The sequence below is a fragment of the Vibrio sp. Isolate23 genome, assembly GCF_022398095.1.
GTDB classification, from domain to species: Bacteria; Pseudomonadota; Gammaproteobacteria; order Enterobacterales; family Vibrionaceae; genus Vibrio; species Vibrio coralliilyticus_A.
In genome coordinates this window covers 956,412-980,924 of record NZ_JAKEUV010000001.1, presented here as the reverse complement: position 1 = coordinate 980,924, position 24,513 = coordinate 956,412, and the positions used below count along the sequence as shown (strand labels likewise).

At 46.1% G+C, this 24,513-nt stretch carries 24 protein-coding genes and 1 pseudogene; 9 read left to right on the top strand and 16 right to left on the bottom strand.

Going from position 1 to position 24,513, the window contains the following annotated elements:
* Positions 1-398 precede the first annotated feature (398 nt).
* The 9 genes and pseudogenes from L1D31_RS04400 to L1D31_RS04360 form a co-directional block, all read right to left on the bottom strand.
* A complete protein-coding gene (locus L1D31_RS04400) occupies positions 399-1,898 on the bottom strand; it encodes a phosphatase PAP2 family protein (RefSeq protein ID WP_239835856.1) in 1,500 nt (499 codons plus the stop codon).
* A gap of 140 nt (positions 1,899-2,038) precedes the next feature.
* Complete coding sequence (locus L1D31_RS04395; RefSeq protein ID WP_143695814.1) at positions 2,039-2,212, bottom strand: DUF6435 family protein; 174 nt, start codon at positions 2,210-2,212, stop codon at positions 2,039-2,041.
* Between the two features lie 122 nt (positions 2,213-2,334).
* Positions 2,335-2,817: a tetratricopeptide repeat protein gene (locus L1D31_RS04390; protein WP_239835854.1), complete on the bottom strand. Its 483-nt coding sequence runs from the start codon at positions 2,815-2,817 to the stop codon at positions 2,335-2,337.
* 121 nt (positions 2,818-2,938) lie between these two features.
* On the bottom strand, positions 2,939-3,142 hold the full coding sequence (locus L1D31_RS04385; protein WP_239836378.1) for an MAPEG family protein: 204 nt from the start codon (positions 3,140-3,142) through the stop codon (positions 2,939-2,941).
* Positions 3,128-3,398 (bottom strand): annotated as a pseudogene (locus tag L1D31_RS04380) (IS4 family transposase); the annotation flags it as partial. The gene L1D31_RS04385 and the pseudogene L1D31_RS04380, both read right to left, overlap by 15 nt.
* A 131-nt stretch (positions 3,399-3,529) precedes the next feature.
* The gene (locus L1D31_RS04375) at positions 3,530-4,126 is read right to left on the bottom strand and encodes a fructose PTS transporter subunit IIA (RefSeq protein WP_239835851.1); all 597 of its coding nucleotides are present in this window, start codon (positions 4,124-4,126) and stop codon (positions 3,530-3,532) included.
* A gap of 10 nt (positions 4,127-4,136) precedes the next feature.
* On the bottom strand, positions 4,137-5,828 hold the full coding sequence (locus L1D31_RS04370; protein WP_239835850.1) for an alpha-amylase family glycosyl hydrolase: 1,692 nt from the start codon (positions 5,826-5,828) through the stop codon (positions 4,137-4,139).
* A gap of 15 nt (positions 5,829-5,843) precedes the next feature.
* Positions 5,844-8,465, bottom strand: a complete 2,622-nt coding sequence (locus L1D31_RS04365) for a glycoside hydrolase family 38 C-terminal domain-containing protein (protein WP_239835849.1) — start codon at positions 8,463-8,465, stop codon at positions 5,844-5,846.
* An 80-nt stretch (positions 8,466-8,545) separates the two neighbouring features.
* Positions 8,546-9,949: a fructose-specific PTS transporter subunit EIIC gene (locus L1D31_RS04360; RefSeq protein ID WP_239835847.1), complete on the bottom strand. Its 1,404-nt coding sequence runs from the start codon at positions 9,947-9,949 to the stop codon at positions 8,546-8,548.
* Positions 9,950-10,120: 171 nt separating this feature from the next.
* On the opposite strand from L1D31_RS04360, the gene L1D31_RS04355 reads away from it, so the two are divergent.
* Positions 10,121-10,768, top strand: a complete 648-nt coding sequence (locus tag L1D31_RS04355) for a MurR/RpiR family transcriptional regulator (RefSeq protein WP_239835845.1) — start codon at positions 10,121-10,123, stop codon at positions 10,766-10,768.
* On the opposite strand, the gene L1D31_RS04350 is transcribed toward L1D31_RS04355, so the two are convergent.
* Entirely contained in the window at positions 10,765-11,325 is a 561-nt protein-coding gene (locus L1D31_RS04350) for an SOS response-associated peptidase family protein (RefSeq protein ID WP_239835843.1), read from the bottom strand. The two genes, L1D31_RS04355 and L1D31_RS04350, sit on opposite strands and share 4 nt — an antisense overlap.
* Before the next feature lie 236 nt (positions 11,326-11,561).
* On the opposite strand from L1D31_RS04350, the gene L1D31_RS04345 reads away from it, so the two are divergent.
* Together L1D31_RS04345 and L1D31_RS04340 are read left to right on the top strand one after the other, a co-directional pair.
* Positions 11,562-12,221 carry a nitroreductase family protein gene (locus L1D31_RS04345; RefSeq protein ID WP_006961689.1) on the top strand — a complete coding sequence of 220 codons (660 nt, stop codon included), beginning with the start codon at positions 11,562-11,564 and terminating at the stop codon, positions 12,219-12,221.
* Positions 12,222-12,252: 31 nt separating this feature from the next.
* Entirely contained in the window at positions 12,253-12,543 is a 291-nt protein-coding gene (locus L1D31_RS04340) for a putative quinol monooxygenase (RefSeq protein WP_239835841.1), read from the top strand.
* An 82-nt stretch (positions 12,544-12,625) separates the two neighbouring features.
* Here L1D31_RS04340 and L1D31_RS04335 read toward each other — a convergent pair whose 3' ends face one another.
* The 5 genes from L1D31_RS04335 to L1D31_RS04315 form a co-directional block, all read right to left on the bottom strand.
* Positions 12,626-14,050, bottom strand: a complete 1,425-nt coding sequence (locus L1D31_RS04335) for an aspartate kinase (RefSeq protein ID WP_239835839.1) — start codon at positions 14,048-14,050, stop codon at positions 12,626-12,628.
* Positions 14,051-14,116: 66 nt separating this feature from the next.
* Entirely contained in the window at positions 14,117-14,503 is a 387-nt protein-coding gene (locus L1D31_RS04330) for an ectoine synthase (RefSeq protein ID WP_239835838.1), read from the bottom strand.
* A gap of 14 nt (positions 14,504-14,517) precedes the next feature.
* Positions 14,518-15,786, bottom strand: coding sequence for a diaminobutyrate--2-oxoglutarate transaminase (gene ectB, locus L1D31_RS04325; protein WP_239835835.1), 1,269 nt, complete (start codon positions 15,784-15,786; stop codon positions 14,518-14,520).
* Between the two features lie 15 nt (positions 15,787-15,801).
* Positions 15,802-16,353: a diaminobutyrate acetyltransferase gene (gene ectA / locus L1D31_RS04320; RefSeq protein ID WP_239836377.1), complete on the bottom strand. Its 552-nt coding sequence runs from the start codon at positions 16,351-16,353 to the stop codon at positions 15,802-15,804.
* Between the two features lie 646 nt (positions 16,354-16,999).
* Positions 17,000-17,389, bottom strand: a complete 390-nt coding sequence (locus tag L1D31_RS04315; RefSeq protein ID WP_239835833.1) for a helix-turn-helix domain-containing protein — start codon at positions 17,387-17,389, stop codon at positions 17,000-17,002.
* Positions 17,390-17,537: 148 nt separating this feature from the next.
* On the opposite strand from L1D31_RS04315, the gene L1D31_RS04310 reads away from it, so the two are divergent.
* Positions 17,538-18,080, top strand: coding sequence for a nuclear transport factor 2 family protein (locus L1D31_RS04310; RefSeq protein ID WP_239835831.1), 543 nt, complete (start codon positions 17,538-17,540; stop codon positions 18,078-18,080).
* A gap of 91 nt (positions 18,081-18,171) precedes the next feature.
* Here the strand turns inward: L1D31_RS04310 and L1D31_RS04305 are convergent, their stop codons facing one another.
* Positions 18,172-18,852 (bottom strand): DUF1826 domain-containing protein, encoded by a 681-nt coding sequence (locus L1D31_RS04305; protein WP_239835829.1) that lies wholly within the window; start codon positions 18,850-18,852, stop codon positions 18,172-18,174.
* 96 nt (positions 18,853-18,948) lie between these two features.
* Between L1D31_RS04305 and L1D31_RS04300 the strand changes: the two genes are divergently transcribed.
* The 5 genes from L1D31_RS04300 (at position 18,949) to L1D31_RS04280 (ending at position 24,496) form a co-directional block, all read left to right on the top strand.
* Entirely contained in the window at positions 18,949-19,134 is a 186-nt protein-coding gene (locus L1D31_RS04300; RefSeq protein WP_239835828.1) for a DUF1007 family protein, read from the top strand.
* 123 nt (positions 19,135-19,257) lie between these two features.
* Positions 19,258-20,232, top strand: a complete 975-nt coding sequence (locus L1D31_RS04295; protein ID WP_239835826.1) for a DUF1852 domain-containing protein — start codon at positions 19,258-19,260, stop codon at positions 20,230-20,232.
* A gap of 29 nt (positions 20,233-20,261) precedes the next feature.
* Entirely contained in the window at positions 20,262-21,290 is a 1,029-nt protein-coding gene (locus tag L1D31_RS04290) for a methionine synthase (RefSeq protein WP_239835823.1), read from the top strand.
* A gap of 493 nt (positions 21,291-21,783) precedes the next feature.
* Positions 21,784-23,325: an ABC-F family ATP-binding cassette domain-containing protein gene (locus tag L1D31_RS04285; protein ID WP_239836376.1), complete on the top strand. Its 1,542-nt coding sequence runs from the start codon at positions 21,784-21,786 to the stop codon at positions 23,323-23,325.
* Between the two features lie 25 nt (positions 23,326-23,350).
* Entirely contained in the window at positions 23,351-24,496 is a 1,146-nt protein-coding gene (locus L1D31_RS04280; protein ID WP_275666049.1) for an MFS transporter, read from the top strand.
* Positions 24,497-24,513 lie beyond the last annotated feature (17 nt).

Genomic DNA, 24,513 nt, shown 5'->3' with positions numbered 1-24,513 from the left:
CAATTATTTATAAAAAAAATTACAATTAAACCATATAAAAACATTTCATCTGCAGAATGGTGTACCATTTAATGGTGCGAAATATAGAAATGGTATGACCACGTATTGAATAGTGAACATTGTCTAGTTCGGGACGAACAATAATGCAAAACGGCCGTCATGTTAAAACAGCAATATATATATTTAAATACCGTATATTATTTAAAATTCGATATCGATATTATTGTCACATTTACTCTTCTAATTATTGTGTTGTATATTAATGAGAAGAGTGAACAAGGTATACCAATTTAAATGACGACCATTATTCGTAATAACGGAGAATAACACGTGCCCCACATGACGTTCGCTCGATTTCCAAATCGGCCCGCCGTCACCCAAAGGCACAAGGCGGGCTATTAACTGGCTAACGGGCTTGGTGTTTTCCTGAAGCATCGACTCAGTTTCGGCGCCCCGACGACCATCCAAAGCATCCCCACGAGGATCGCGACCGAATACGTCGTCAGGATCACCACACTGGTGGTCGCAGGGGTCACCAACATCTTAGCGGCCATGGCCACCACAACTAACCCTGCGACGGCGATCAGCACCTGCCGCCAAGGATTCTGACCCTTCACCTCTTGGGATGGTTCACCCAAGCATAGCGCGATGACGAGCCCGAGGCAGGCGAACCACGCGAAGAGGTAGAGCGGCTGGAGCAATTGCAGCGTGCCATATAAACACAGTACGAGCAGCAGCGCCCATAACCGCTTGGATTCAATGGCGCGCTTTTGGCTGGCATACCGAAAGTGATAAAGCCCCATCGCCACCAACGCAATCAAACCGCCTAGCCCCATCCCCGCCAGAACATCGGCGGGATAATGCACGCCGAGCCAGACTCGCGCCGCGCCCGCCAAAGCAGACAGGACCAGCCAGCCCAGCAACGCCGCGGTGATGACGAGCGGCGATCGGGTTTGACCCCGACTGACCAGCCATCCGAGCAGCGTTCCCACGAGGGCAGCGGCTTGTGTGGTGTGCCCACTGGGGAAACTAAAACCACTGGCGGCGACCTGCTGTAGGGCCGGCAGCAGATAAAAAGGCCTTGGGATCGCCCACGCCATCTTGAGTAAATTCACCGAGTACGCCGTCGCCAGCAGCACAAACGCCAGTGTCAACCCAACGCGCAGCGGAAACAGCAGCAAACAAACGATCAAGACTCCCACTGCTAACGCGCCCTCTCCCAATCCGTTGCCAAACGCCAACAGTCCTGTCATCGGTGAATGAGACTTCACCCACGATTGAAACGCCGTCATCATCGCCAGCTCAGAGGCCTGGCGCGTATCCGCGTGCTCCTGTCGAAGATCACGGTGATAAAACGGGCTGGCTGAGCTGTCACGCCCCCAGACTTTCAGCGCCTCCCAGTCGTCAGGATAACGATACGCCGTCTTCACCGAAGGGGCGAGTGCGCTCAGATAGACTTGGCGGATCTCTTTGCCGAAATGCGGAGCGTTGAAGGCTGGAATAATGGGTGCGTCAAACGCGTTTGCCCAGGCTGGCACCATGACGCCGACGGGTGCCTTTGCTTGGCAGGCAAACACCACTCGATAGGCGTTGATCGCAAGCTGTGGGCCAACATCGACATCAATGCCTGTTTCTTCCCATGTTTCGCGCTTCGCCGCGACGTGAAACGCTTCGTGATCGCCAATGTAGCCCCCAGGTAAAGAGAGCTTTCGCGTTAAATAGTCTTGAACCAACACGATGCGCTCACCGTCATCCCGAATCACGCAGGCAGCGCCTTTGGGTTGGTATGAGGTCGTGACTTCCTCACTCATCTGAGGGTTTGCCAGAAGAGCGCCGCTCCACACACTTGTCAGTAAAGCCAGTATCATTAAGAGGGTTTGCACGATCACGTACTCCATGTCATCCACCGCGGCTAATTATGCCCCTCAAGACAGGGAATGTTAAGCAAAAGCCGCGGTGCGTCTCGGGTTGACATTGACGCTGTGGGATTGCGAGCTTACTCGCGCGTTAAACCCTGATGGGCAGGGCATTTGAAAGGTTAGCGCTCTGAACGCAAGGCTTGGATCTCACCATACAGCGCTTCCGCCTCTTCGGTCAGACGAGAGTAGGTGCGGATGTCACCTCGCCGCTGCGCTTGCATCGCTTGTTCGAGCAATATTGAATGGCGTTTCTTGAGCTTTTTCATTGGATTACGTTTAAAAAACGAAAGCATCGGTCGCGTCCTTAGTGGTTTTTTACTGTATACGCGCCCCCTCTTGGTTCAGGTCAATCTTCCTTATTCTGATTCACCAGATTTACTGATTTTGCGCTATTGGCCGTTGCCTGCACTCGCTGTCACCACGTTCTGTCCAAGTCTTCGCTGTACAGCAGAATCGCGCGCTGATAAGCCGCAATGGCATCACTATTGGTGGTCGTGACGAGCAACTCCAATAACAGTGCAATGGCTTCTTTAGGGCGACCCACATTGTACAAACACATCGCATAAAACGGCTGTACCTCTATCGCATCGGGGTATTCCGTCAGCGTTTGTTCAAAATACGTCAAGGCCTGGTCGTATTCACCTAGGCTTCGGTAAGTACTGGCCAAACCAAACAGGGCGTCCAGTCGCTCACGACCGGACAGTGGTCCGGACAGCGACGCCAGGTAATGCGTAATGGCGTCTTGCTCTTTGCCTTCATTGTCGTAGGCCCAGGCGATCTGCAGGTGCGCTTTAGCGGCGTAACGCTCATCGCATAACAAGGTGCCAAGCAACGCTCTTGATTCCCGGTATTTCTCACTTTGACGAAGCTCAACCGCCTGACTGATGATATGTTCCATACACTCCTCTTCGCATTGGTGTCGTGTGCTGATCGAGATTCATTGACCCAGCGGCCACTGACAGGTACCGTGTGGACGCCCTCTTATCTTATCTCATGCCATGACGTCGAAACGCCGAAGGTTAGTAGTCCAGACATAACCCCATAATGGTAAATGAACATCCGATGGCGATCGCCCAAGCAACGGAGCACCACACTCCGATATTGAGCAAGTACAGGATATGGTACACCACTCGAAACCCGATGTGCATCATCGCCAACAGTTGAACCGTGTCGTGAACGGTCGATGTACTAACAGCGAGCAGGATAGCGATGGCAAAGATCAACAGGGGTTCGAACGCATTTTGATGAGCCGCCATGTTTTCCCGCATTGCTTAAACAGAAATTCTGGTGCTGCTTTACCCAAGCGCTGCCTTGCTTGTGTTAATGCACTTTTAGCTAACAGTTCCTCGTCCGCTAGTCCCTCAGCACAGCGGCTTTGGCTATCCACTTATCGGGAATGTGTTCAGAAAAGGTGGTGAGTTGGGCGACATCAACAGGGTTTTCTTCAAGGAAGTCGGCAAAGAAGTTTTGAATAGACATAAAAAATAGGAAACCTATAAACAGATTTCCTATTGTCTCTCATCAGAAGGATCGGTCAACCGATCCTTATCTGATCTACATTGCGGCCATACCGGGCAAAACAGAGAGAAAAATCCCTAAGACTCATCGTCTTAAAGCAATAAGAACAAGAAAGCAGAAATCAGAACACCCGCCCCCAAGACAAGTGGATACGCATGACGACTGATATCCTTTGCCATTTCGGGTTGCTCTTCTTCTACTTCCGGTTCAGTGGCTGCTTCTGTTGACACTTCTTCTTCAGCGCCAAACAGCTGCATGACTTCTTTACTCGATTTCGCTGCCACCAACTGGTCACGGAAATCGTCATCCACCAAAGAGGAAGTGAGCGTAGTCAGCACTTCCATATGTGTTGAACCAGCGTCGGCTGGTGGAATAGCGAGCAAAAAGATCATGGTCACAGGCTCATCACCATCCAGACCTTTCCACATCATTTCATCTTTAACGAATGCACAGGCAAATACAGGTTCCGTGACCGCAGCAGATTTACCATGCGGCACAGCAAGATATTCACCCAGTGCTGTCGGTCCCTCGTCTTCACGCTTCAATACCGCTTCTAGAAACTGACTCTTATCCGTCAGTTTTCCTTCTTGCTCGATTTTGTCTGTCAGAGCATGAATAGCAGCAATTCGGTCATCAAACGCCGCATCAAGCATGATCAGATTTTCAGAGGTGAGGTTCGCAAGTTTCATAGTGTGGCTCCTATTGCTCTGTCAGCCAGACAAATTGATACGGATTAAGAGTAAACTGTTTATCAAAGCTCTGGTCGCTGACCAGATCCTTACCACCAGAGCTCAGAGTGACGGATTGTGTCTGCTGAGACAAGTTGACGACGAAGCGAATCGCCTTGTGACCTTCGCCACGCTGTAAGCCAAACAGGCCATCACCCAGCTCTAATACCTGCTGAGATGAACTTGGTGAGAAAGCAGATTGCTGCTGGCGTACGTTTAGCAAGCGTACCATTTCACTGTAGACGTTATTGCGCAGTGAGCCTTGCTCAACCAACTCGGCTTCGAGCGATTCGACCGAGAACTTTTTGCGGTTGATACGACGATTGATGCCAGACTCTTCCATTCCGGCCACATCGTTCTCACTGCCAAGGAGGCTGTGGTAGTAGACCGCAGGCACACCAATGAAAGAGAGCAAAATTGACTGGGCCGCCAAAAACTTCGCCGCTTTCGTCTGTGTGTCATCTTCAGGCTCAGTAATGGCACTCAAATAGTTAATGTTGAGCTCGTACGGTGACTGAGTACCATCCCCATTGTTCTTGTAGTTGACTCGACCACCCTTACGCTCAACCTGCTGACACATCATGTGGCGATCGTCGTCGCTAAGAATACCTTCCGTCGGACGTACACCAATACCATCATGGCTGGCAAGGAAGTTAAAGTAAGTCGTTTTGCTTCCAGCTTGCAACGATGCCATGGCTTCGCTTGTTAGTCCCTTCGCCCATTCGGTCAACACACTGCTGTCCTGGCTTAGGAAAGCATGCAGCGTTAAAGGTGGCAGTGGGAACTGGTAAACCATATGTGCTTCATCGCCCTGGCCAAAGTAAGAGATATTCTCTTTATGCGGCACATTGGTTTCTGTAATCAACAAAGAGCCCGGCATAACGTCATCAAGAACGATACGCCATAGCTTGATGATTTCATGGGCTTCCTCAAGGTGAATACAAGTTGTATTAAGCACTTTCCAGATAAAGCCGATGGCATCAAGACGAATAGAACGACCACCATTCGCTGCGTACATCAGCAGAATATCGATGCTTTCCAACAGCACTTTCGGGCTTTTAAAGTTAATGTCGATCTGATCGTCTGAGAACGTTGTCCAGACATGTGTCGTCTCACCCGAGGCCTTGGTAAACGGCGTCAGGAGCGGTAGTGCGCGGGGACGCGTAACGCTCGAATAATCAAGGCTCGGGTCAGACTCTACAAAATAATCCTGATAAGGCTCATCGCCCGCGAGATAGCGCTGGAACCAGTCGCTGCTCTTGGAGATGTGGTTAATCACGCAGTCGTACATCAGGTCAAAATGTTCCGCCAGCTCATTCAGCTCTTTCCAGTCACCCAAGTTCGGGTCAACCTTGCGGTAATCCACTACGCTGAAGCCGTCATCCGAAGTGTATGGGAACATAGGTAGAATATGGATATTGCTGATCGCGCCACGCAAGTACTTATCGGCAAAGTACTTCATGGTATTCAGCGTCGGCTCTCCCTCGCGGCGAATACTGTCGCCGTATGTGATGAGGTACGCCGTCGACTCGTCGACCCAATCCTGATAAGACGGCGCATGACCACGCCACTTATCAACCAGTGCCAAAATGTCCTGTGTCAGTGATGGTGCCAGCTCTTCACCATACAGCTTGGCAACTTTATTATAAATCTTCTCTTTCATTGTGATTCCAACCTGTTAAATCTTGAAACTAACCCGCAGGTCAATGGCATTGTTTGGTTTGACTGTCCAATTCTGCTCGACACTCTGCTCTCGGTGATTGACACGCTCAACATCAGCGAAATGAGCGAACGCGGTGACATCGAGTTGCTGTTCACTGTCCGTCGCATTAAATAGGCGCACAATGACCGCATTGTCTTGATAGAATGAATGACCAACGCTGGATAGAACCAACGGCTGGTTCAGTTCAAACAGGCTGAATTTTTTCTCGGCTTCGCGGCTATCGAATCGAACCTGAAAGCGTTCAAGACGATTCTCAAAGCTGTTGAGCGACTGTTTCTGGTAGCTGAATGGACTATCAAGATATTCACTTTCCAGCTCTCGGATTGTCTGATGCCCAGCGTTGTCCGCCAAAGCAATAGCAAAGCTGAACTGCATGGATTTTTGCAACTGAGCATCCGGCGTGTATACCACGGTGTTGTTGATGCCAGAGGCGCGACCAGGTCGCCATAACAGGTCATCTTTACCGAGCTTGCCTGTTGCCTTAAACAAGGTCAGAGCAATCAAGTCACTGGCGTCACCTTTCAGGATCTGGAACTCTTTCAAACCACGGCCATTAACAATCAGGGCTCGATCCTCTGCCGCTACCGCAACCGCGCCATCAGTGGTTTCAATATCTACCGGACATTCGCGGAAGCGGTCACGCCAGCCTTCAACATTTGGAGCCACCGGACGAGTCATCAACGCAAACGGCTGAGTGCTGATAGACGTATCGGTCTGAACATCTGAATTGATCAAAACGCGTACACGGTGATCATCAACCTGATTGAGCGTATCGATTTCGACTTCCAGCGATTGTTTGCCTTCAATAAGCGTCAGGCGAACAATAAATTCCGCTTGAACAGATTTTTCACCGTTCAGGCGAGCTTCAAGGTTCTCCGGAAGCTCAAGACTTGCTTTCAGGATCATCGACTGCTGGCTTTCACCCACATGAGATTCAACCCAGCTTAGTTCGCTAGTGTACAGCGGCGTATCGCCTTTCAGCGGTGAGAAGTCATAAGAATCGCCGTCATCGGCCTGCTCTTCAAAGCGGATAAGCTGCTCAATGATGCGCTCTGAACGTTTATCTTTAAGCTTAAGCTGACCATTCTCCAGCCAAAGCGCCAGTTGGCTGTTTTCAATCTGAGTTGCAGAATAAGCCTGTACTTGATTAACGCAATCTGCTTCCACTACCTGAAATACCTGATAACCCATTGCTGGCAGATCTGCCACATCGACATTGAGCTCAAATCGGTAGTAAGGAGGAACAGGCACTTCTTTTTCGCCATCCTTAGTCACTTCGATGACCTTACCGCCATCCAGTGTTTCACGAGTGACTACTTCACTGCGAAGGATTTTCTCGCCATCACTTAGCGCAATGGCTTCATGCTTGGAAAACGCAACAACACGGGCAATGCCGCTAAATGGCGTCGTCTGACCGTTGAAGATCATCACTTCCGAATCATCACAGGCATTGGTGGCAATTTCTTTGACAACCAAGTTGTATAACCCATGACAGATTTCTTCCGCCTGCTTAAGGCGATGCATGATATCAGCGTTGGTCGCATCACTATTACAACCACCTATGCTGTCGTGCGCATGACACTCAAGGATCTTCTTCCATGCCAAGTCCACCAGCTCTGTGTGCACCGTCATGCCCTGTGCTTTGGCAATCGCAATCACCACTTCCAGCTTCTTGAGCAAGAACTGCTCGATCTCAAAGTTAAGCTTTTTGATGTCGTAGCGCACAGAACCTATAGTCTTGTGAATACGTGTGTAGCGCGGTGTTTTGAACTCACCATAGTAAGTCTCAAACCCTTCACTATTGCGGCGTAGGAAATCGACGAAGTTTTCCATCGAAGAGATAGAATACACATCGCCAGATGGAGAACGCTCAGACGCTGCCGCTAACGTGGCTGGCAAATTCGGGTCGATATTGACTTGGTCGCCACCCGATGGAATCAATACTTCATCAAGGCCTGACAACGACTTAATCTTCTCAATCATTGGGAAGATTTTCTTATCCAGATGCTCAGCATCCGGCACGATGTTCTTCGCTGCACCGTAACCATGAACTAGATTGTAAGCGTATATCTCATCGCCACCGTGAGATTGCCACATGAAATGGGATTTGCTGACATGTTGGTCATAATCAATACCGCGCCAGAAGACGATGTTGTCGATACCCATACCGCGGAATAGCGTTGGCATTTGCGCGTTATGACCAAATGTGTCAGGCAGGTAGCCGACTTTCATGCTGTGGCCCAACTCTTCTGCGATGTGCATGCCGTATTTCAGGTTACGGATGATGGACTCACCCGCTACGTTGTAGGTATCGGTCTGGGTGTACCAAGGGCCAATGAAGAGCTTTTTGTCTGCCACCAGCTGTGCCATACGCTCACGCATATGCGGCAGAACCTTCAGGTAATCTTCAACAATCGCAGACTGACCATCAAGGTGATAGCAGCTGTAATCCGCCTGACTTTCCAAAGTTTCAATCACTTTGGTGAAGTTGTAAGTCGCTAAAACGTCACTGTCTTGCTGAGTAAAATACCACTCACGATCCCAGTGAGTATGTGGAATGACATGTACTTTAGTCATGGGAGTTTCTCTAATCTAAATACTGATTCTTGTTACCAGAGGCTCAATTTTGGAGAGCAGAGCCTCTGGTAAGTGACGTGTTAGGCGTTAGCGCTTTGTGGCTTAGTACACAGCAGTAGTGCTACTGCGATAAATAGTGAGCCAGCGAAGACGGAAATGGTGTAGCTGATTGGGTCTGAAGATAGGAACCAACCCCATACAGCTGGTAGTGGCAGGCTTTGCCATACATCGAGTACAACAGCGAGCTGTGTGCCGATGATAGAACCCAGAATCATGATTGGAATCATCTTCGGATTCTTCAGAATGAATGGGATTGCGCCTTCTGAAATACCGATCATACCTAGCATCAGTGAGGTTTTACCCACCGTCTGCTCTTCCGGAGTAAAGACACGTTTGCGGAACTTGCCATCCAGAATCGCTGCCAGACCAACACCAATCGGCGGAATAACGATACCCAGCTCGCGAGCAATCAAGTCAAAGCCTTCGCCCATACCGTTCAGGCCAAGTGCAACCGAGCCAGCAGCTTTATTGATCGGGCCGCCAAGGTCAAACGCGGTACCCGCAGCAATCACCATTGAGTAGATACCGCGACCTGCATCACCTGCCTGAGTGAACAGTTCAATCATCGCAATGTTCAAAGCGCCGAAGAATGGGTTGATCACGTATTCCATGGTCAGCACCATCACCACACCCGTGACGGCTGGAACCAACAGCATAGTCTTGAGCGTGGTCAGCTCTGACTTCACCTTGATCACATCATTGAGGTAACGAACCAGATAACCGACAAGGAAACCAATCGCAATCGCGCCAAAGAAGCCCGATGGCGCCCAGCCTTCAAGGTCAAAGAAGCGCTTGTAGACCTCATCACTCATGATGCCGCCGATAAAGGCTGGAATCAGAGCCGGTTTACCCGCAATCGAATACGCCAGATACGCAGCAAAGATTGGGTACATAAACTTGATGGTCATAAAACCAAGCTTATCGAGCGTTTCAATTGGCGTGCCGGAGATATCGACAAATTCACCCGTGATCTTCGCCACTGCCATTAACAGGCCGCCAAGTACCACCACTGGCAACATGTAGCTGATACCCGCCATGATGTGGCCGATTGCCACCTGATACGCGGAGCGTTTTTCGTCTGCTACTTCAATATCCGCGTCAGACTTCTCTTTACCACGCAGGAAGACAGTTGGCAGCAGTTCATCTACGCGCTTAATCAATTCTTGAGTGCGAACTTTCAGCGGATTGGCATTATCAAAACGTTCCATGTCCATGATAGGTACATCGACAGCCAGAACAACGCCGTCTGCTGTCGCAATGTCATGCGCCGTCAGCTTGTTCTTAACACCATCACTGCCCTGGGTTTCCACTTTGACTTCGTAGCCCTGCTTCTCAGCCCATGCCTGAATTTTTTTCGCTGCCATAAATGTGTGTGCAATGCCGGTAGGGCAAGCGGTCACTGCAACGAGTTTTTTCTTACTCATGGTTGTTCACCGTATTCTTATCAACTCCGCCAAGTATATTTAGCGTCCACGTACCAAGGTACAGTTTCCTGATACAACCCACGTATGACGATACTTTTGTGATAGCAATCAAGGAAAATATTTGCCAGTTAGCGCCTAATAATGACAATTTCATTACTAAAATTGTATGCGATGAATACATTTAAGGGCATTGAGCGTGTCATCTATGAGTACTTGATCAGCCACGCAAGTGAGCTGGCCGAGATCTCTGCGAAAACCATTGCGAACAAAGCACTCACGACGACGACCTCAGTCAATCGTGTGTGTAAAAAGATGGGCTACGCCAGTTACACTGAGCTCAGGTACAAGCTCGCCGCTGATCTGAAAAAGCAGACGCAATCTGTTATTGAAGAAGATGACCAAATTCAACGCATCGAAAAAATCGCTCACTCATTAAATCGTTCGCCTGTGGTGTATCTCTATTCCCGTGGTGCCTCGATTGTCAGTGTCTCTTACCTTTCACGATTTCTATCCTTGGCGAATGTTCCCCACTTAGTGATCACAGATATCCATCAACTGGCCCGCGCCGAAAGTGGTACCGTTATGCTGATCAGCAAGTCGGGAGAAACGCAGTCTGTGGTGGATATGGCCCACAATGCGAAACGCAAAGGCTTGAAGGTATTTGCGATCAGCCATACAGGGTCAACGCTCGCGGGGATTGCCAGCACCAACTTAGGTCTTGCCGAGCAAGTCGATGGTATCTCACCATATAGCCGCGAATCGCAAATCCATATTCTAGAATTGGTCGATGCCATTGGCCGCGAGCTACTGACGCACTAGGCTGCAGTAATTAAAAGTTCATCGCTCCAACCTAACTCAAGGTAGCTTTGTGTCTGTTGCGCTGTTGCCGTGATCCACTGCTCAACACCAATATCAGGGACAAGAAATGGCATACGATGATGGTATGGTAAGCATTGTGTGTTCGGGCTTGTAGTCAGGATGACCAAATTGCCATCATCCGCCAGAATTCCAGCCATATACAGAGGCATGCCATCTGGATTGGTAAACAAGAACTTGTTCTTTTTTCCTCCACTCTCACACCACTCATACCAGCCGTTACAAGGCACAATGACACGCCTGCGGATAAATCCGTTACGAAATGTGGGCTTACTGGCCACCGTTTCTGACTGAGCGTTAATAATCAGTCGCTTAGCCCATTCAGGCCGAGTTCCCCACTTGATATCTTTCTGACAATACGCCTGTGCTTCAAACGCCACCACAGAGACATTTTCAGTTGGTTTCAAGTCAAGGTTCATCTGAGGAAAGAAGTCGATCCCTACCAGTTGGGAAACTACTCTTGCCAATGGATCATCCGTTACATTCAAGCGTCCGCACATCTTGCTCCATCTCTTGTCGAGGACACCGTTTAATTATGGACAATTATCTCCATAATGATTGGAAGTTTTCGCTATTTTTCCCCTGCTTCAATGTCGTTAATCTACGCACATCGACATTGTTCATATCGAAGTCTTCGAGTTTTTGAGCTTGTTCGTTTACTTGAAATAAGGGTTCAACATCGTCCGAGCGGTTCGTGAGACCTAATGCAATTATCTAAATTCAACTAGGAGCCAACATGACTCACCCAATCATCAAAGATCTAAACACTCGTTACACAGCCAAAAAATACGACGCAAGTAAGCGTATCTCTGCTGAAGATATGGAAGTCATTAAAGAAGCGATTCGTTTATCTGCTTCTTCTATCAACTCACAACCTTGGAAGTTCATCGTTCTTGAAAGTGACGAAGCAAAACAACGTTTCCACAACACCTTTGCCAACATGCACCAGTTCAACCAACCGCATGCCAAAGAAGCGTCTCATACGATTTTGTTTGCTCACAACCCTCGCTTTACCAAAGACAACTACAAAAAAGTGGTCGATGCAGAAGTGACCTCAGGCCACCTCCCAGCGGAGCGATACAATGACATGTTAAACGGTGCGTTCGGCTTTGCGGAACTCAACACAGATGAGACAGGTTTCAACGGTAATTGGACAAAAGCTCAGACCTATATCGCACTGGGTAACACGCTCCACACGTTAGCGCGCATGGGCATCGCTTCAACACCTATGGAAGGGGTAGACCCAGAGCTGATCGGTGAAGAATTCAAAGAAGAGTTAGAAGGCTTTGTGTGTGATTTTGCTCTAGCACTGGGCTATCACAAAGACGGTGAGGATTATAACCACGGTCTGCCAAAAGCGCGTCTGCCTCTAGAAGACGTCATTACGACACTATAAAGCATCAGAAAATTGACGAAAAGGTAAGCACATGAGCAAGTTAACGATTATCGCCAATATCATTGCCAAAGAAGGCCAAATTGAATTGGTTAAAGCTGAACTGATCAAACTGATCGACAAAACACGCGTTGAAGATGGCTGCATCAACTACGATTTGCATCAAGACAACGACAACCCAGCGCATTTCGTTTTCCATGAAAACTGGGCTTCTGAAGCCGCGCTAGATACTCATCTCGCCAGCTCACATATCGCTGACTACGTCGCAGCTGTTGATGGCGCGGTAGAAACATTCACGATCAACCGCATGACGCATATTGCCTAACTATGCTATCAATATAGAAAAGCCGCTTTGCGCGGCTTCAACACATCATCCCCATATTTAATGTCAAATAAGAGGACACTCACTAGGCAATTAGCGCTTTCTTAATAGAGCTCGGCTCAAAGAATACAGAGTGCAAAGCACATATAGAGGTATGGTATTCATCATCATTAACAACGAATTGTACATTCACATTTCTCATCGATGAGTGGACAGCAATCGGGGTTATGCCTTTTTCCATCAACGCCAACAGCCCTTTCGTTAATGCTTCATTTGTATCAAACTGGGAGCCAATAGTTGATATCAAGGCCACCATTCGACCTTTAATATTGGCATCTGGGAAACGTTTCTCTGTCTTGTATAACACGGTATTCAATGCATCTGTGCTACCCGTCAGATAATAAGTCATTGAATTCGCATTCATCTCTTTACCTACCAATCTCACACGAGCATCTGTAATGATCTGCATTAAGTCATAGCTGACATTATCAACGCATCCCACCATGGTTTGATCGAAAAGGTGTAAAGCAAAAACTTTCTCTTTACCTGCAATAATTTCGACTTTATCCATGGTTGGACGGAAAACACCAGAGATCAGAGTGCCCGGGTGGTGAGGCTCAAATGTATTCTTAATTTGAAGCTCTATACCACTTTCGCGAAGACCAGCGGCAGCATTGGGATGAATAGCTTCCATACCCAAGTTCGCAAGTTGATCAGCCACATCGTAGTTTGTTTCCCCTAGTGGGAGCACTTTATCTGAGCCAACAACACGAGGATCAGCTGAGCTTAGGTGGTATTCTTTATGAATAACCGCAAGATCTGCTCCAGTTAATGACGCAATTCGGCTAAACGTCATTTCGCTGTAGCCGCGATCATAGGTAGACATCAAGCCTTCTTTGCAAGACGCATAACCTGTGACGATAGGTAGCTCCTGAGTGACATCAATGTCTGAAAATGCTTCAAGAATACTTTCATCCAAACTAATGGGAGCCTGTGTATCCCAACCCGATAAGTCAACAAACTTTGCATTCACCCCCATGTTTTTCAGCTTGAGTGCCGTATTGTAGGCACTGTGGGCTTCACCGATTGAAGAAAGAAACTCACGAATTTGAGGGAGGTAATGACGAAGTGAAAACTGACCGTATTGGCACGTTTCCAGTATGTTAGAAATACATATCTTAGCTTCCGATATCCGAGAACGAATGAACTTATCTGAGCGTAAGCGATTCATAGGATCAGCAAAAATATTCTCATTGGTGAGTAACATTCTTTGTTCAACACCATCAAGAGCTTGTTGCCAAGCATCGTCTCTTTTAGCAATCAATTGGTACACACCTGCTTTGCTGGTTTTTTTGCATTCGAGTAAAGCATCAGTGATACCTGCGTAAGCGGAAACAACAAATACACGGTTGTACATTTCCTCTTCGCTTTTCTTAATCAAAATATTATCTAAAACAGCATCAAACGCGGTCATTGAAGTACCGCCGATTTTCTCTACGGTATAGGTCATGTTAGGGCCTTTTTAAACTGGAGGAGTGGGTAATAGCTAGGCCCACAAGCCTAGCTATTAGAGCTTCTAATCGATGAGAGGGTATACGCCATTTTCATCATGAGTCTCTTTACCTGTAATAGGAGGGTTGAATACACATGCCATCACCATCTCTTTTCCCTCATAGGCACGAAGATAGTGCTCATCGTGTTGATCTAAGATGTAAAGAGTGCCGGGCTTTATTGCATAAGTTTTACCACCAACGACTTCAATCTCTCCTTCGCCGCTCATGCAATACACCGATTCTAAATGGTTCTGATAGTGGATATGCGTTTCTGTATTTTCAAAAATCGTTGTGATGTGAAAAGAAAACCCCATGTTGTCATCTTTTAACAACATACGGACGCTTTCCCATGTCTCTGAAGCTACTCTGCGCTCACTATCTCGACATTCTTCAAGTGTACGAACAATCATCTTTTTCTCCCTAATTACGATGCTTTCTTAAATTGTTGCTGGATAACAAACTCAACAGAACGCTCAAAAATATCTAGCCCTTGTTTGAGTTCAGACTCCGTGATGGTGAGTGGGGAGAAAAATTTCACCACTTCGTCGTCAGGCCCAGCGGTTTCAATCACTAATCCATTATCAAAACAGGTCTTGACGATATCGCTGGCTAATTGACCATTGCTACACTCAATACCAATCATCATTCCTCGCCCCTTCTGTTTAACAAACATGCTAGGATAACGAGCTAGAGTGGAGTCAATAACCTCTGACACGAGGGCAGAGCAACTTTCAATATGCTTTTCAAATGGTTCGCTATCCGACCAATAAGCCTTGAGAGCAGCGGTTGCGGTAACAAAGGCATGATTATTACCACGGAAAGTTCCGTTATGTTCCCCAGGCTTCCAAACATCTAATTCAGGCTTCATCAGTACAATAGCCATTGGTAGGCCATAACCACCAATGGACTTTGATAGCGTGACCATATCTGGCTTAATACCTGCGGATTCAAAACTAAAGAAGGTGCCGGTACGTCCACATCCCGCTTGGATATCATCGACGATTAATAAAATATCGTGCTGCGAGCAGATTTTACTCAGGCGCTGTAGCCATTTGTCAGAAGCTGCGTTAAGCCCCCCCTCGCCTTGAACCGTTTCTATAAGCACTGCGGCAGGTTTATCAAGACCGGAAGAGTTATCATTTAACATCGTTTCAAACAGTTTTAAGCCATCGATATCCGCATAGCCTTCAAAAGGGATACGCGTGACATTGTTTAAACTGACTCCCGCCCCCTGACGATGATGCTGATTACCAGTTGCTGCTAACGCACCAGACGTACAACCGTGAAAACCATTAGTAAACGCAACAATTGAGCTCCGCCCTTTTGCCTTTCTCGCTAGTTTAAGAGCAGCCTCAACAGCATTAGTGCCTGTAGGACCCGTAAATTGGACTTTGTAGTTAAGGCCTCGTGGCTCAAATATATTCTGCTTCAATGCATTAAGAAAATCTGACTTGGCCGTTGAGTGCATATCAAGCCCATGTGTAATTCCATCAGCTTCAATATAGTCAAGCAAAGCTTGTTTAAATATCGGGTTGTTGTGACCGTAGTTGAGTGACCCTGCACCAGCAAGAAAATCTAGGTATTTTTCACCGGATTGCGTCTCCAACCAGCACCCTTTTGCTTTGGTAAAAACGACCGGAAAGCTGTTGCAGTAAGAACGTACTTGTGATTCTTGTTTATCAAAAATATCCATGATTAGACCGTTTATCTATCCTGTGGTTTGAGTGTTTTTGAGCGGAATTCGATACAAATATTCAGTATCGTGCTCCCCTTTAAAATGTGTGTTTTGGTCGAGAAATGTTGAAATGCTTCCCTGAAGGCCATTCCGAGCATCGACCTTCTTGAACAGTGCCCAAGAAGAGCCATTACCTTGGGTAATGGTCGTTTCAATTGCCGTAATATTTTGTAGAGCATCTCTCGCTAACAGGGCATCGATCATTCTTAGCGCTAGGCCCTTCCCACGAAAATTAGGCGCAACAGCCACCTGCCAAATGAACAATGTGCTGGGCTCTTCCGGCTTGCGATAGCCAGAAACAAAACCTGAGATCTCACCTTTGTAGCGTGCTAAAAGGCAAGTTTGGCGAAAGTGGGTAGATTGCAAAAAGTTGCAATAAGAAGAATTGGTATCCAATGGCGGACACTGAGCAATAAGCTTGAAAATATCATGACCATCTTCAGCGCTAGGTACACTGAATGATCCGAAGTGCTGGCACTCTTCGTCAATCTCTGGGAAAGCTACCCAAGGAGCCACTGCGATCATAGGAATATGCATTTACTTTGTACTCTAAACAATTTCACTGCTTATTATCGTGCACCAAATAGCGACCAAAGCAAGAAAACAGCCTAAAAAACTTAATTTATGTGACAAAGATCACACGACAAAACAAGAGCACAACTGGAAAATAGATTAGAAATCTAATGTTTAGAATTTTAAACATTAAAAATGATACGTAACCAAAGAAAGAGTAGGATTATGTATGAAAATAAAAATGAGCACGATGAAGCTTTTCATCAAGTTTAGACTTAAGACATTAAAAATTAATAAAAAATTAATAATAGAAAAACGAAATACGATTGACTCTTCATAAGCCAGTCGATAATAGAGGATAAAACTTACTTAGAGGGCGAAATAATAAAATAATCGTTTTGGACGTTGAAAAACCAAAACGTCAGCTGATAAAGAGAGGTATAGAAATAATATAACCAATTGAATTATATGAATTTTAATCCATTTCGGCGATTAACACTAAATAGACCAACCTTGAGCAATCCATTACGTTAAACTCACAACAGTGGAAGATATCGCCCTCCTAGACAGATATCCTCCTAACGAAAAGTTTACCTAACATCGCCCACATACAGAAAGGGGCTGCTCAACGAGATTGATAGCAGAGCAATGCAACACGCTAACGCTTATTTGCTCTCTCATCATAAGCTTGACGAGCACACTCTATCTCCTGCCTGTGATCATCTGCCCAACAGACTAATTGATATAGAGGCTTCACCAGTTCTCTCCCCATATCCGTTAAACAATATTCTACCTTTACTGGCACTTCAGGATAGACGGTTCTATTGACGTAGCCTTCACGCTCTAAATCTCTCAAAGTTTGAGTCAACATTCTTTGAGATATGCCTTCTATCCTAGATTTCAAAGAGTTGAACCTATCCGCCCCATCTACCAGAGCAAACAGGATGAGTAGTGACCATTTGTCGCCAATTTGGGACACAACGTTACGAACAGCACACTCTTGATTGTTGTAGAAAACTCTTCTTTCTGGTTTAGCTTGAGCTGACAATTTCTCACTCCTTGTCTTTTCAGAATACTTCATAGGTTACCAAAATGTGCCTAGCGTAGCTTTTAGTACCTTCTTGTCATGCAGGTTACTATTAATTACTATGGTAATCAATGTATACCAAAATAAGACATCAACATCAGGAGTCCCCATGTTAAAAGCAATGACATCTATTATTATTTTACTAATAAGTACAATAAGTTATGCACAGTCATCAGATAAAATAACGATTGATATAACGAGCTTGCAAAAGCCAAATTGGACAGAGCAAGAACGTGCAAATGCCGAACTGATTACTGATTTTGTGCAAAACTTAATGAACAATCATAATTTTGATTATGTTCTTGAGCACTACAACGACAGCACTTATGTTCAGCATAACCGCAACCTTCCGGATAAAGTCACCGGCTTAGTCGATTTCTTACGTGAGTTTGTTGAGGAATACCCTGACTATACCTATGACGTAAAACATATCTATGTGGATGGCAATTATGTCATTTTCCACTCTCATGCCACACTCAACAAAGAAGATAGAGGTAATGATGAGAAAGGTATGAATATTATTGATACTTGGCGACTTGAAGATGGCAGAATCGTCGAACATTGGGACTCAATCCAAGCTCTGGATTTTTCAATGAGGGTCTACTCACTGATTAGCGGAGGGGATATCCAAAACTCAAATGGCGTATTCTAATTGGCCAGTTACCCAGTTACCCAGTTATCCAGTTACACAGCCTAAATGGGGCGTTCTTCGCCCCTTGGGTTACTTGTCTAATGCTCGTTATCTAGCCAAAGTCGAGTGTCATTATAAAGCGTGGTTGTTCAGGGTGAATGGCAGGTGAACGGTGAACTAACGCTGTCTCTTCATTACCTTCCCAGCGACCACCTTTAAGTAAGGCAACATCACCACAATGCAGTTGCTGTATATCGGATTCGTGTTGATACAAACCAGAAAGAGAATCAGGTTGACCATTACTGCCACGGCCCAGTTTTGAACGATCTAAAGCAGAGTTAGGTAGCCACTCAGTTGCTGCACCGTAATAGGTAGTCACAAGGCGACATGGCACTTGGTCAACATGGAATCGCGGGCACATCGCAGTACTTAATGTTGCAAATCGCACTCCTACCTCTTCCAAATCAAATAAATAGCAGAACATATCAACAAGCTGAGCCATGTCTTTCAACAAGGATTCCGGCGCTTGCCCATTAGTCGCACAGTCAAGAGTCTCAAATGCATTTGAAGGGGAGACAGTTAAAGACTTACTAATGGTCGGATTCGCAGCGATATATTGGCTGATCAAGTTGGTAAAGTCTTCATCGAAACGTCGTTGCCAGACCGCTATATTGACCCCCTCTTGATAGATATCACTTAACACAATTGGCTGTCTATCTAAGCGAGCATGAGATCCACCAATCGTCTGAACTGCATCACCCGCTACAATGGGCTCGGCTAAAACCACATTCATTATCTCTCTCCTGTGTTGTACAAAACCAAAAAAAGAAACGTTATAACATAACAATTAAATTTACCAATAGTTGTTTTCTGACCTTAGGTTTCAACCTTGCTGCAAGCACACCCAAACTCTTGGCTGGATCTTAAAACTCATAGTGAAGGTCAAGAGAGCATGATTACAGGGTTTGAAATGGAGTGGACGTTCGATGACCCAGAAAGACAAGGGAACATGAATTTCTTTCACAATGAATTTGAAGTAATACCATTGTTATTCAAGTCCAGAACAAAGTTATAAAGGAATCTACTCTTATACCCAGACAGAATTAAAAAATGAATAAATAGCTGTCTAGAGCATTCAGCAATGCAAAGAGTAAGAAATGACTTCAGCTTTCATCTAAGGAATAGGATAACGATCACCATGAATACAGACTTCACCTTTACTATCAAGAGCCTTAGCCTCGATGAAAATTACCGACCATCTGATAGCACACGCATAACAACTAACTTTGCTAATTTGGCAAGAGGCGAAAGTCGCCAGGAGAATTTACGCAATGCATTGAAGATGATTGACAATAATTTTAATGCACTAGCTCATTGGGATAACCCAAATGGCGATCGTTACTCAGTTGAACTTGAAATCGTTTCTGTGGATATGGATATTGAAGCTAACGGCGAAAGCTTCCCTTCGATTGAAGTACTCAAAACGTATATTGTCGACCACAAAACAGAGGAACGTATCGAAGGCATTGTGGGGAATAACTTCTCTTCCTACGTTCGAGATTATGATTTTAGTGTTCTTCTCCTTGACCATAATAAAGACAAACCGAAGTTCAGCATCCCAGACAACTTTGGTGAACTGCATGGCAAGTTGTTTAAGCATTTTGTTAATTCAGATATATACAAGCAGAATTTCACAAAGCTCCCTGTGATTTGCTTAAGTGTTTCTGACAATAAGACTTATCATCGCACCGACAATCAGCACCCTGTATTAGGCTACGAATATGAGCCAAATGAATCGTCCCTAACAGAGCTATATTTCCAGAAAATGGGGCTACAAGTGCGTTATTTCATGCCGCCGAACAGTGTGGCTCCTTTCGCCTTCTATTTCTTTGGCGACCTGTTGAATGATTACACCAACTTGGAGTTGATCAGTACCATCAGTACGATGGAAACTTTCCAGAAAATCTATCGCCCAGAGATTTACAATGCCAATGCCGTAGCCGGTAAAGCTTATCAACCAAGTTTAAAAAATAGTGACCATTCACTAACACAGATTGTCTATGACCGTGAAGAGCGCAGCCGCTTAGCAATTGAGCAGGGAAAATTTGCTCAAGAGCACTTCATCAAGCCATATCAAGCTGTGCTTGAGCAATGGTCTGCAAATTACGCGTAATAACTGATAAGAATACAGAAAGGCTTACTATGAAAACACTATTACCAACTTCTACAGCAGGCAGCCTACCCAAACCTTCTTGGTTGGCAGAACCGGAAAAGCTTTGGTCACCTTGGAAACTACAAGGTGACGAACTTATCAATGGCAAGCAAGACGCGCTACGATTGTCGTTGCAAGAGCAACAAGATGCGGGTGTGGATATTGTTAGTGACGGCGAACAAACTCGTCAACACTTTGTGACAACCTTCATCGAGCACTTGAGTGGTGTTGATTTCGAAAACCGTAAAACCGTAACAATTCGCAACCGCTACGAGGCCAGCGTTCCAACGGTTGTCGGCCCAGTCAGCCGCCAAAAGTCCGTCTTTGTCGAAGACGCTAAATTTTTACGTCAGCAAACGGATCAACCCATCAAATGGGCGTTACCAGGCCCAATGACCATGATCGATACTCTGTATGACGATCATTACAAAAGTCGCGAAAAACTCGCTTGGGAGTTTGCCAAAATCCTCAATCAAGAAGCTAAAGAACTTGAAGCTGCAGGTGTCGATATCATCCAATTTGATGAGCCAGCATTTAATGTTTTCTTTGATGATGTCAACGATTGGGGCATCGCTTGCTTAGAACGTGCTATCGAAGGACTTAAATGCGAAACCGCCGTTCACATTTGCTACGGTTATGGCATCAAAGCCAATACAGATTGGAAAAAAACTTTAGGGAATGAATGGAGGCAATATGAGGAAATCTTCCCTAAACTGCAACAGTCCAATATTGATATTATTTCACTGGAGTGCCATAACTCTCGTGTACCGATTGAGTTATTAGAATTGATTCGAGGCAAGAAAGTAATGGTAGGCGCGATTGACGTTGCGACGGATAGTATTGAAACGCCTGAACAGGTCGCAGAAACACTGAGAGAGGCACTCAAATACGTTGATGCAGACAAGCTCTACCCTTGCACCAACTGCGGTATGGCTCCATTACCTCGCGAAGTCGCACGCGGTAAACTTATTGCCCTAAGTGCAGGTGCTGAGCTGGTCAGAAAAGAGCTGTTATCTTAAATAGCCGGTGGTTGAAATTATCGTTATCTAGCCACAAACCATTGGTTATTTGGTAACTTCATGTTCTTCAATTCACTCTTCTAGTCATAGTGAACGGATAGAACGAGTGTATATCATCATTGAGTGAAGGATTGACACCTGATCTACATTTGGGTATCTTGCGTCGGATAACGAATTTTGACTTCTCTACTATGCTTTATATCCTATTCAAGAATTTTGTCAGACGAGTGAGCTCCGCGCATTAACACGATGAAGTGTTGCTCGGAGCTGAAACTCTTTTAAATCTTCATCAGATATTACCGACTATGACGTTCCTGTTTTTTTTTCAGGAGCTTCAGGTGTATCTGATTAAAAAGTAGAGAGCGGGCCGACGATGACCTTCATCGCCGGCCCTTATTGTTTCTGAGATTCAGAAGCATTATTTCTTGAAGCAAATTCTTGTGACGGGGTCGGTATGAACAATACCGACCCCGTTTTTTATGGATATAAAACCATGAGTATACTTAAAATTCAAAATCTTACGTATCATATTGGCGAAAAAACACTCTACCAGAATGCCAGTTTTACGCTTTTTCCGGGCGAACATATCGGGGTAACCGGGAAAAATGGTGTCGGTAAGAGCACACTATTGAAACTGTTGCAGTCGGACTTATTACCTGATGGCGGTGATATCACGTGGCAGCCGGCTGTGCGAATAGGCTATTTAGATCAGCATGCTGTAATGAGCTCAACTATGACTGTTCGTGACTACCTGCAAACAGCATTTGCCGATTTATTCAACCTTGAATCTGAGATGATGGCGATCTACGCCTGCCCTGAGAAATGTATGCAGAAGAGCTCTCTAGCCCGAGCCGCCGAAATTCAGGCAGCTCTGGAAAGCCAAGCATTTTATACCATAAACAATCGGATTGAGGCGGTTGCCGACGGGCTTGGCATTATTCAGTTTGGGATGGAAACTCCGCTAGGAGAGTTAAGCGGTGGCCAACGACACAAAGTAATGCTGGCTTCACTGCTGCTGATTTCACCTGATGTATTGTTGCTCGATGAACCAACCAACTATCTCGATACCATCCACGTTGACTGGTTGGCCGAGTTCCTGAGCAGCTTCGATGGTGCATTTATGGTGGTATCGCATGACCGAGCTTTTCTGAACCGGATCACGACCGGGATTTGCGATATTGATCATCATCAAATTCGCAAATATCGCGGCAACATCGACAAGGCCATGGAACAAAAAGCCAATGATGACGCCACTCATACAAAGCAATATCTGGCACAAAAAAAACATATCGACAAGCTGGAGCGGTTTATCGCCAAAAATGGCGCTGGGGTAAATGCGAGCATTGCCAATGGTCGGAAAAAGCAGTTGGCCAAAATGACTCGGCTGAGCGCTCCGGAGCAGAAGAAATCTGTCTCAATAAGATTCCAGTCAACTTCGCACAGTGTACATCAAGTCTTAGCTGCCACAGATCTGGAAATTGGTTATAGCAAGCCGTTACTACCTAAAATGGATTTCAATATTTTGCAGGGAGAAAAGGTGGTCATTGCTGGTTTTAACGGTATTGGCAAATCCACGCTTATCAAAACACTGATCAGCGAGATTACGCCTATTGCTGGGAATATTGACATATCACAAGGGGTGAAACTGGGCTATTTCGAGCAAGAGTTGCATTGGTACGACCCGCAGGCAACACCGATAAGTTTGGTCAGATCAGCCTGCTATGGCTTAGATGACAAAGCAGCACGACAGCACTTAGCTCGATTTGGCCTATCTGGAAAACTGGCATTACAGCCAATTCACTCACTCAGTGGAGGGGAGCAAACCAAAGTGAAGCTGTGCCGCTTAGCTTTACAGCCAACAAATCTATTGGTGCTGGATGAGCCCACCACACACCTAGATGCAAGTGTGAAACAGACTTTGCAACAAGCACTAATAGATTACAAAGGCACGTTGATTTTAGTGTCTCATGAACGAGAGTTTGTCGCCGGATGGCCAGATAAAGTGATCAATATCCAAACGATGCACAGTCACTGACTCTGCGTTAACTTAAGGAATAAAAATGAAAATTTTATTGTTTTTTATTGCATTTTTAGTCGGTGCAGATGAGCTGATGCTAGGACCAATTCTGACTCCAATAGGAAAAGATCTCGGTGTCGCTCCTGAGCGCGTCACTTTATACATCACAGCCTATAGCCTTGCACTTGCATCGATTGCTCCATATCTAGGGGCATATTCCGATCGTTATGGGCGACTTAAGATCATGATTCCAGCCTGCCTACTATTTGGTTTGGCGTCTATTGCCACTGGCCTTGTGGACAACTTTGAAGCAGGGCTGATAACGCGAATAGCCACTGGGCTGGCAAGTGCTGGCATGTTACCACTTGCCTTTGCGTTAGCAGCTGACTCCAGCGGTGAGGACGCGATGAAACAAATTGCTTGGGTGCAATCTGGTCTGACACTGGGAATGATATCCAGCCCAGCCCTGGGTGCTGTTTTAGCTGAAGTATTATCTTGGCGAGCGGCGTTTTTACTGCTCGGTTTCTGCGCATGGTTTGTTGCAGCAGCATTGGCCTATATATCCATGCAGAGGCAAATACCTAGCCAGCAAGCGATAGAAGCTAAAAATGCCCATCACGTTGGCAAGGTCTGGCAGATACCTGGGGCTGCCGGGGCACTACTTGCCATGTGTTTCGGCTTAGGCGGTGGTATTGGGCTATTTAACTTGATTGGTCAACACCTAAAAGATACGCAGGGAGTTTCGATGTGGGTCATTGGCAGTTTGTATACGATTTTGGGTTGCATCAGCGTGATAGGAAACTTACTCATGCCTAGACTGGCTAAGCGCCTAGGAAACGGACGCCAACTCATGAGAATCGCCTTAGGAGTTTGCGTGATCGTCAGTGTATGGTTTTATCTGCTGCCAACACAAAGCCTATACGTTCTGTTATTTCCGCTGGCCTTATGGGCACTGGCAGGTGGCATAGGCTCTCCCGCTTTACAGAGCTATATAGCAGAGCTGTCTACTCAGCATCGCGGTGTGTTGATGTCGCTAGCAATGACCATGATGCACTTAGGTGTGGCCATGTGGTCTGGTGTCGCTGGCTTTGCCTACACTGAAGGACCAATGGGTATGGCATTGTTGGCTGTGGTTCTGTTTGGGGTAGCAATGACGGCCTTGAAACCAGTGCCAAGAAACTTAGCCTAAACCTAATATACAAAGCC

Excerpts from the sequence above, each read along its gene's own strand:
- L1D31_RS04340 (WP_239835841.1), top strand. The coding sequence starts at position 12,253 with ATGAGCAAGTTAACGATTATCGCCAATATCATTGCCAAAGAAGGCCAA.
- L1D31_RS04335 (WP_239835839.1), bottom strand. The coding sequence starts at position 14,050 with ATGACCTATACCGTAGAGAAAATCGGCGGTACTTCAATGACCGCGTTT.
- L1D31_RS04360 (WP_239835847.1), bottom strand. The coding sequence starts at position 9,949 with ATGAGTAAGAAAAAACTCGTTGCAGTGACCGCTTGCCCTACCGGCATT.
- L1D31_RS04350 (WP_239835843.1), bottom strand. The coding sequence starts at position 11,325 with ATGTGCGGACGCTTGAATGTAACGGATGATCCATTGGCAAGAGTAGTT.
- L1D31_RS04345 (WP_006961689.1), top strand. The coding sequence starts at position 11,562 with ATGACTCACCCAATCATCAAAGATCTAAACACTCGTTACACAGCCAAA.
- L1D31_RS04375 (WP_239835851.1), bottom strand. The coding sequence starts at position 4,126 with ATGAAACTTGCGAACCTCACCTCTGAAAATCTGATCATGCTTGATGCG.
- L1D31_RS04355 (WP_239835845.1), top strand. The coding sequence starts at position 10,121 with ATGAATACATTTAAGGGCATTGAGCGTGTCATCTATGAGTACTTGATC.
- L1D31_RS04305 (WP_239835829.1), bottom strand. The coding sequence starts at position 18,852 with ATGAATGTGGTTTTAGCCGAGCCCATTGTAGCGGGTGATGCAGTTCAG.
- L1D31_RS04280 (WP_275666049.1), top strand. The coding sequence starts at position 23,351 with ATGAAAATTTTATTGTTTTTTATTGCATTTTTAGTCGGTGCAGATGAG.
- ectA (WP_239836377.1), bottom strand. The coding sequence starts at position 16,353 with ATGATCGCAGTGGCTCCTTGGGTAGCTTTCCCAGAGATTGACGAAGAG.
- L1D31_RS04330 (WP_239835838.1), bottom strand. The coding sequence starts at position 14,503 with ATGATTGTTCGTACACTTGAAGAATGTCGAGATAGTGAGCGCAGAGTA.
- L1D31_RS04285 (WP_239836376.1), top strand. The coding sequence starts at position 21,784 with ATGAGTATACTTAAAATTCAAAATCTTACGTATCATATTGGCGAAAAA.
- L1D31_RS04365 (WP_239835849.1), bottom strand. The coding sequence starts at position 8,465 with ATGACTAAAGTACATGTCATTCCACATACTCACTGGGATCGTGAGTGG.
- L1D31_RS04370 (WP_239835850.1), bottom strand. The coding sequence starts at position 5,828 with ATGAAAGAGAAGATTTATAATAAAGTTGCCAAGCTGTATGGTGAAGAG.
- L1D31_RS04395 (WP_143695814.1), bottom strand. The coding sequence starts at position 2,212 with ATGCTTTCGTTTTTTAAACGTAATCCAATGAAAAAGCTCAAGAAACGC.
- L1D31_RS04390 (WP_239835854.1), bottom strand. The coding sequence starts at position 2,817 with ATGGAACATATCATCAGTCAGGCGGTTGAGCTTCGTCAAAGTGAGAAA.
- L1D31_RS04295 (WP_239835826.1), top strand. The coding sequence starts at position 19,258 with ATGAATACAGACTTCACCTTTACTATCAAGAGCCTTAGCCTCGATGAA.
- ectB (WP_239835835.1), bottom strand. The coding sequence starts at position 15,786 with ATGGATATTTTTGATAAACAAGAATCACAAGTACGTTCTTACTGCAAC.
- L1D31_RS04310 (WP_239835831.1), top strand. The coding sequence starts at position 17,538 with ATGTTAAAAGCAATGACATCTATTATTATTTTACTAATAAGTACAATA.
- L1D31_RS04290 (WP_239835823.1), top strand. The coding sequence starts at position 20,262 with ATGAAAACACTATTACCAACTTCTACAGCAGGCAGCCTACCCAAACCT.
- L1D31_RS04400 (WP_239835856.1), bottom strand. The coding sequence starts at position 1,898 with ATGGAGTACGTGATCGTGCAAACCCTCTTAATGATACTGGCTTTACTG.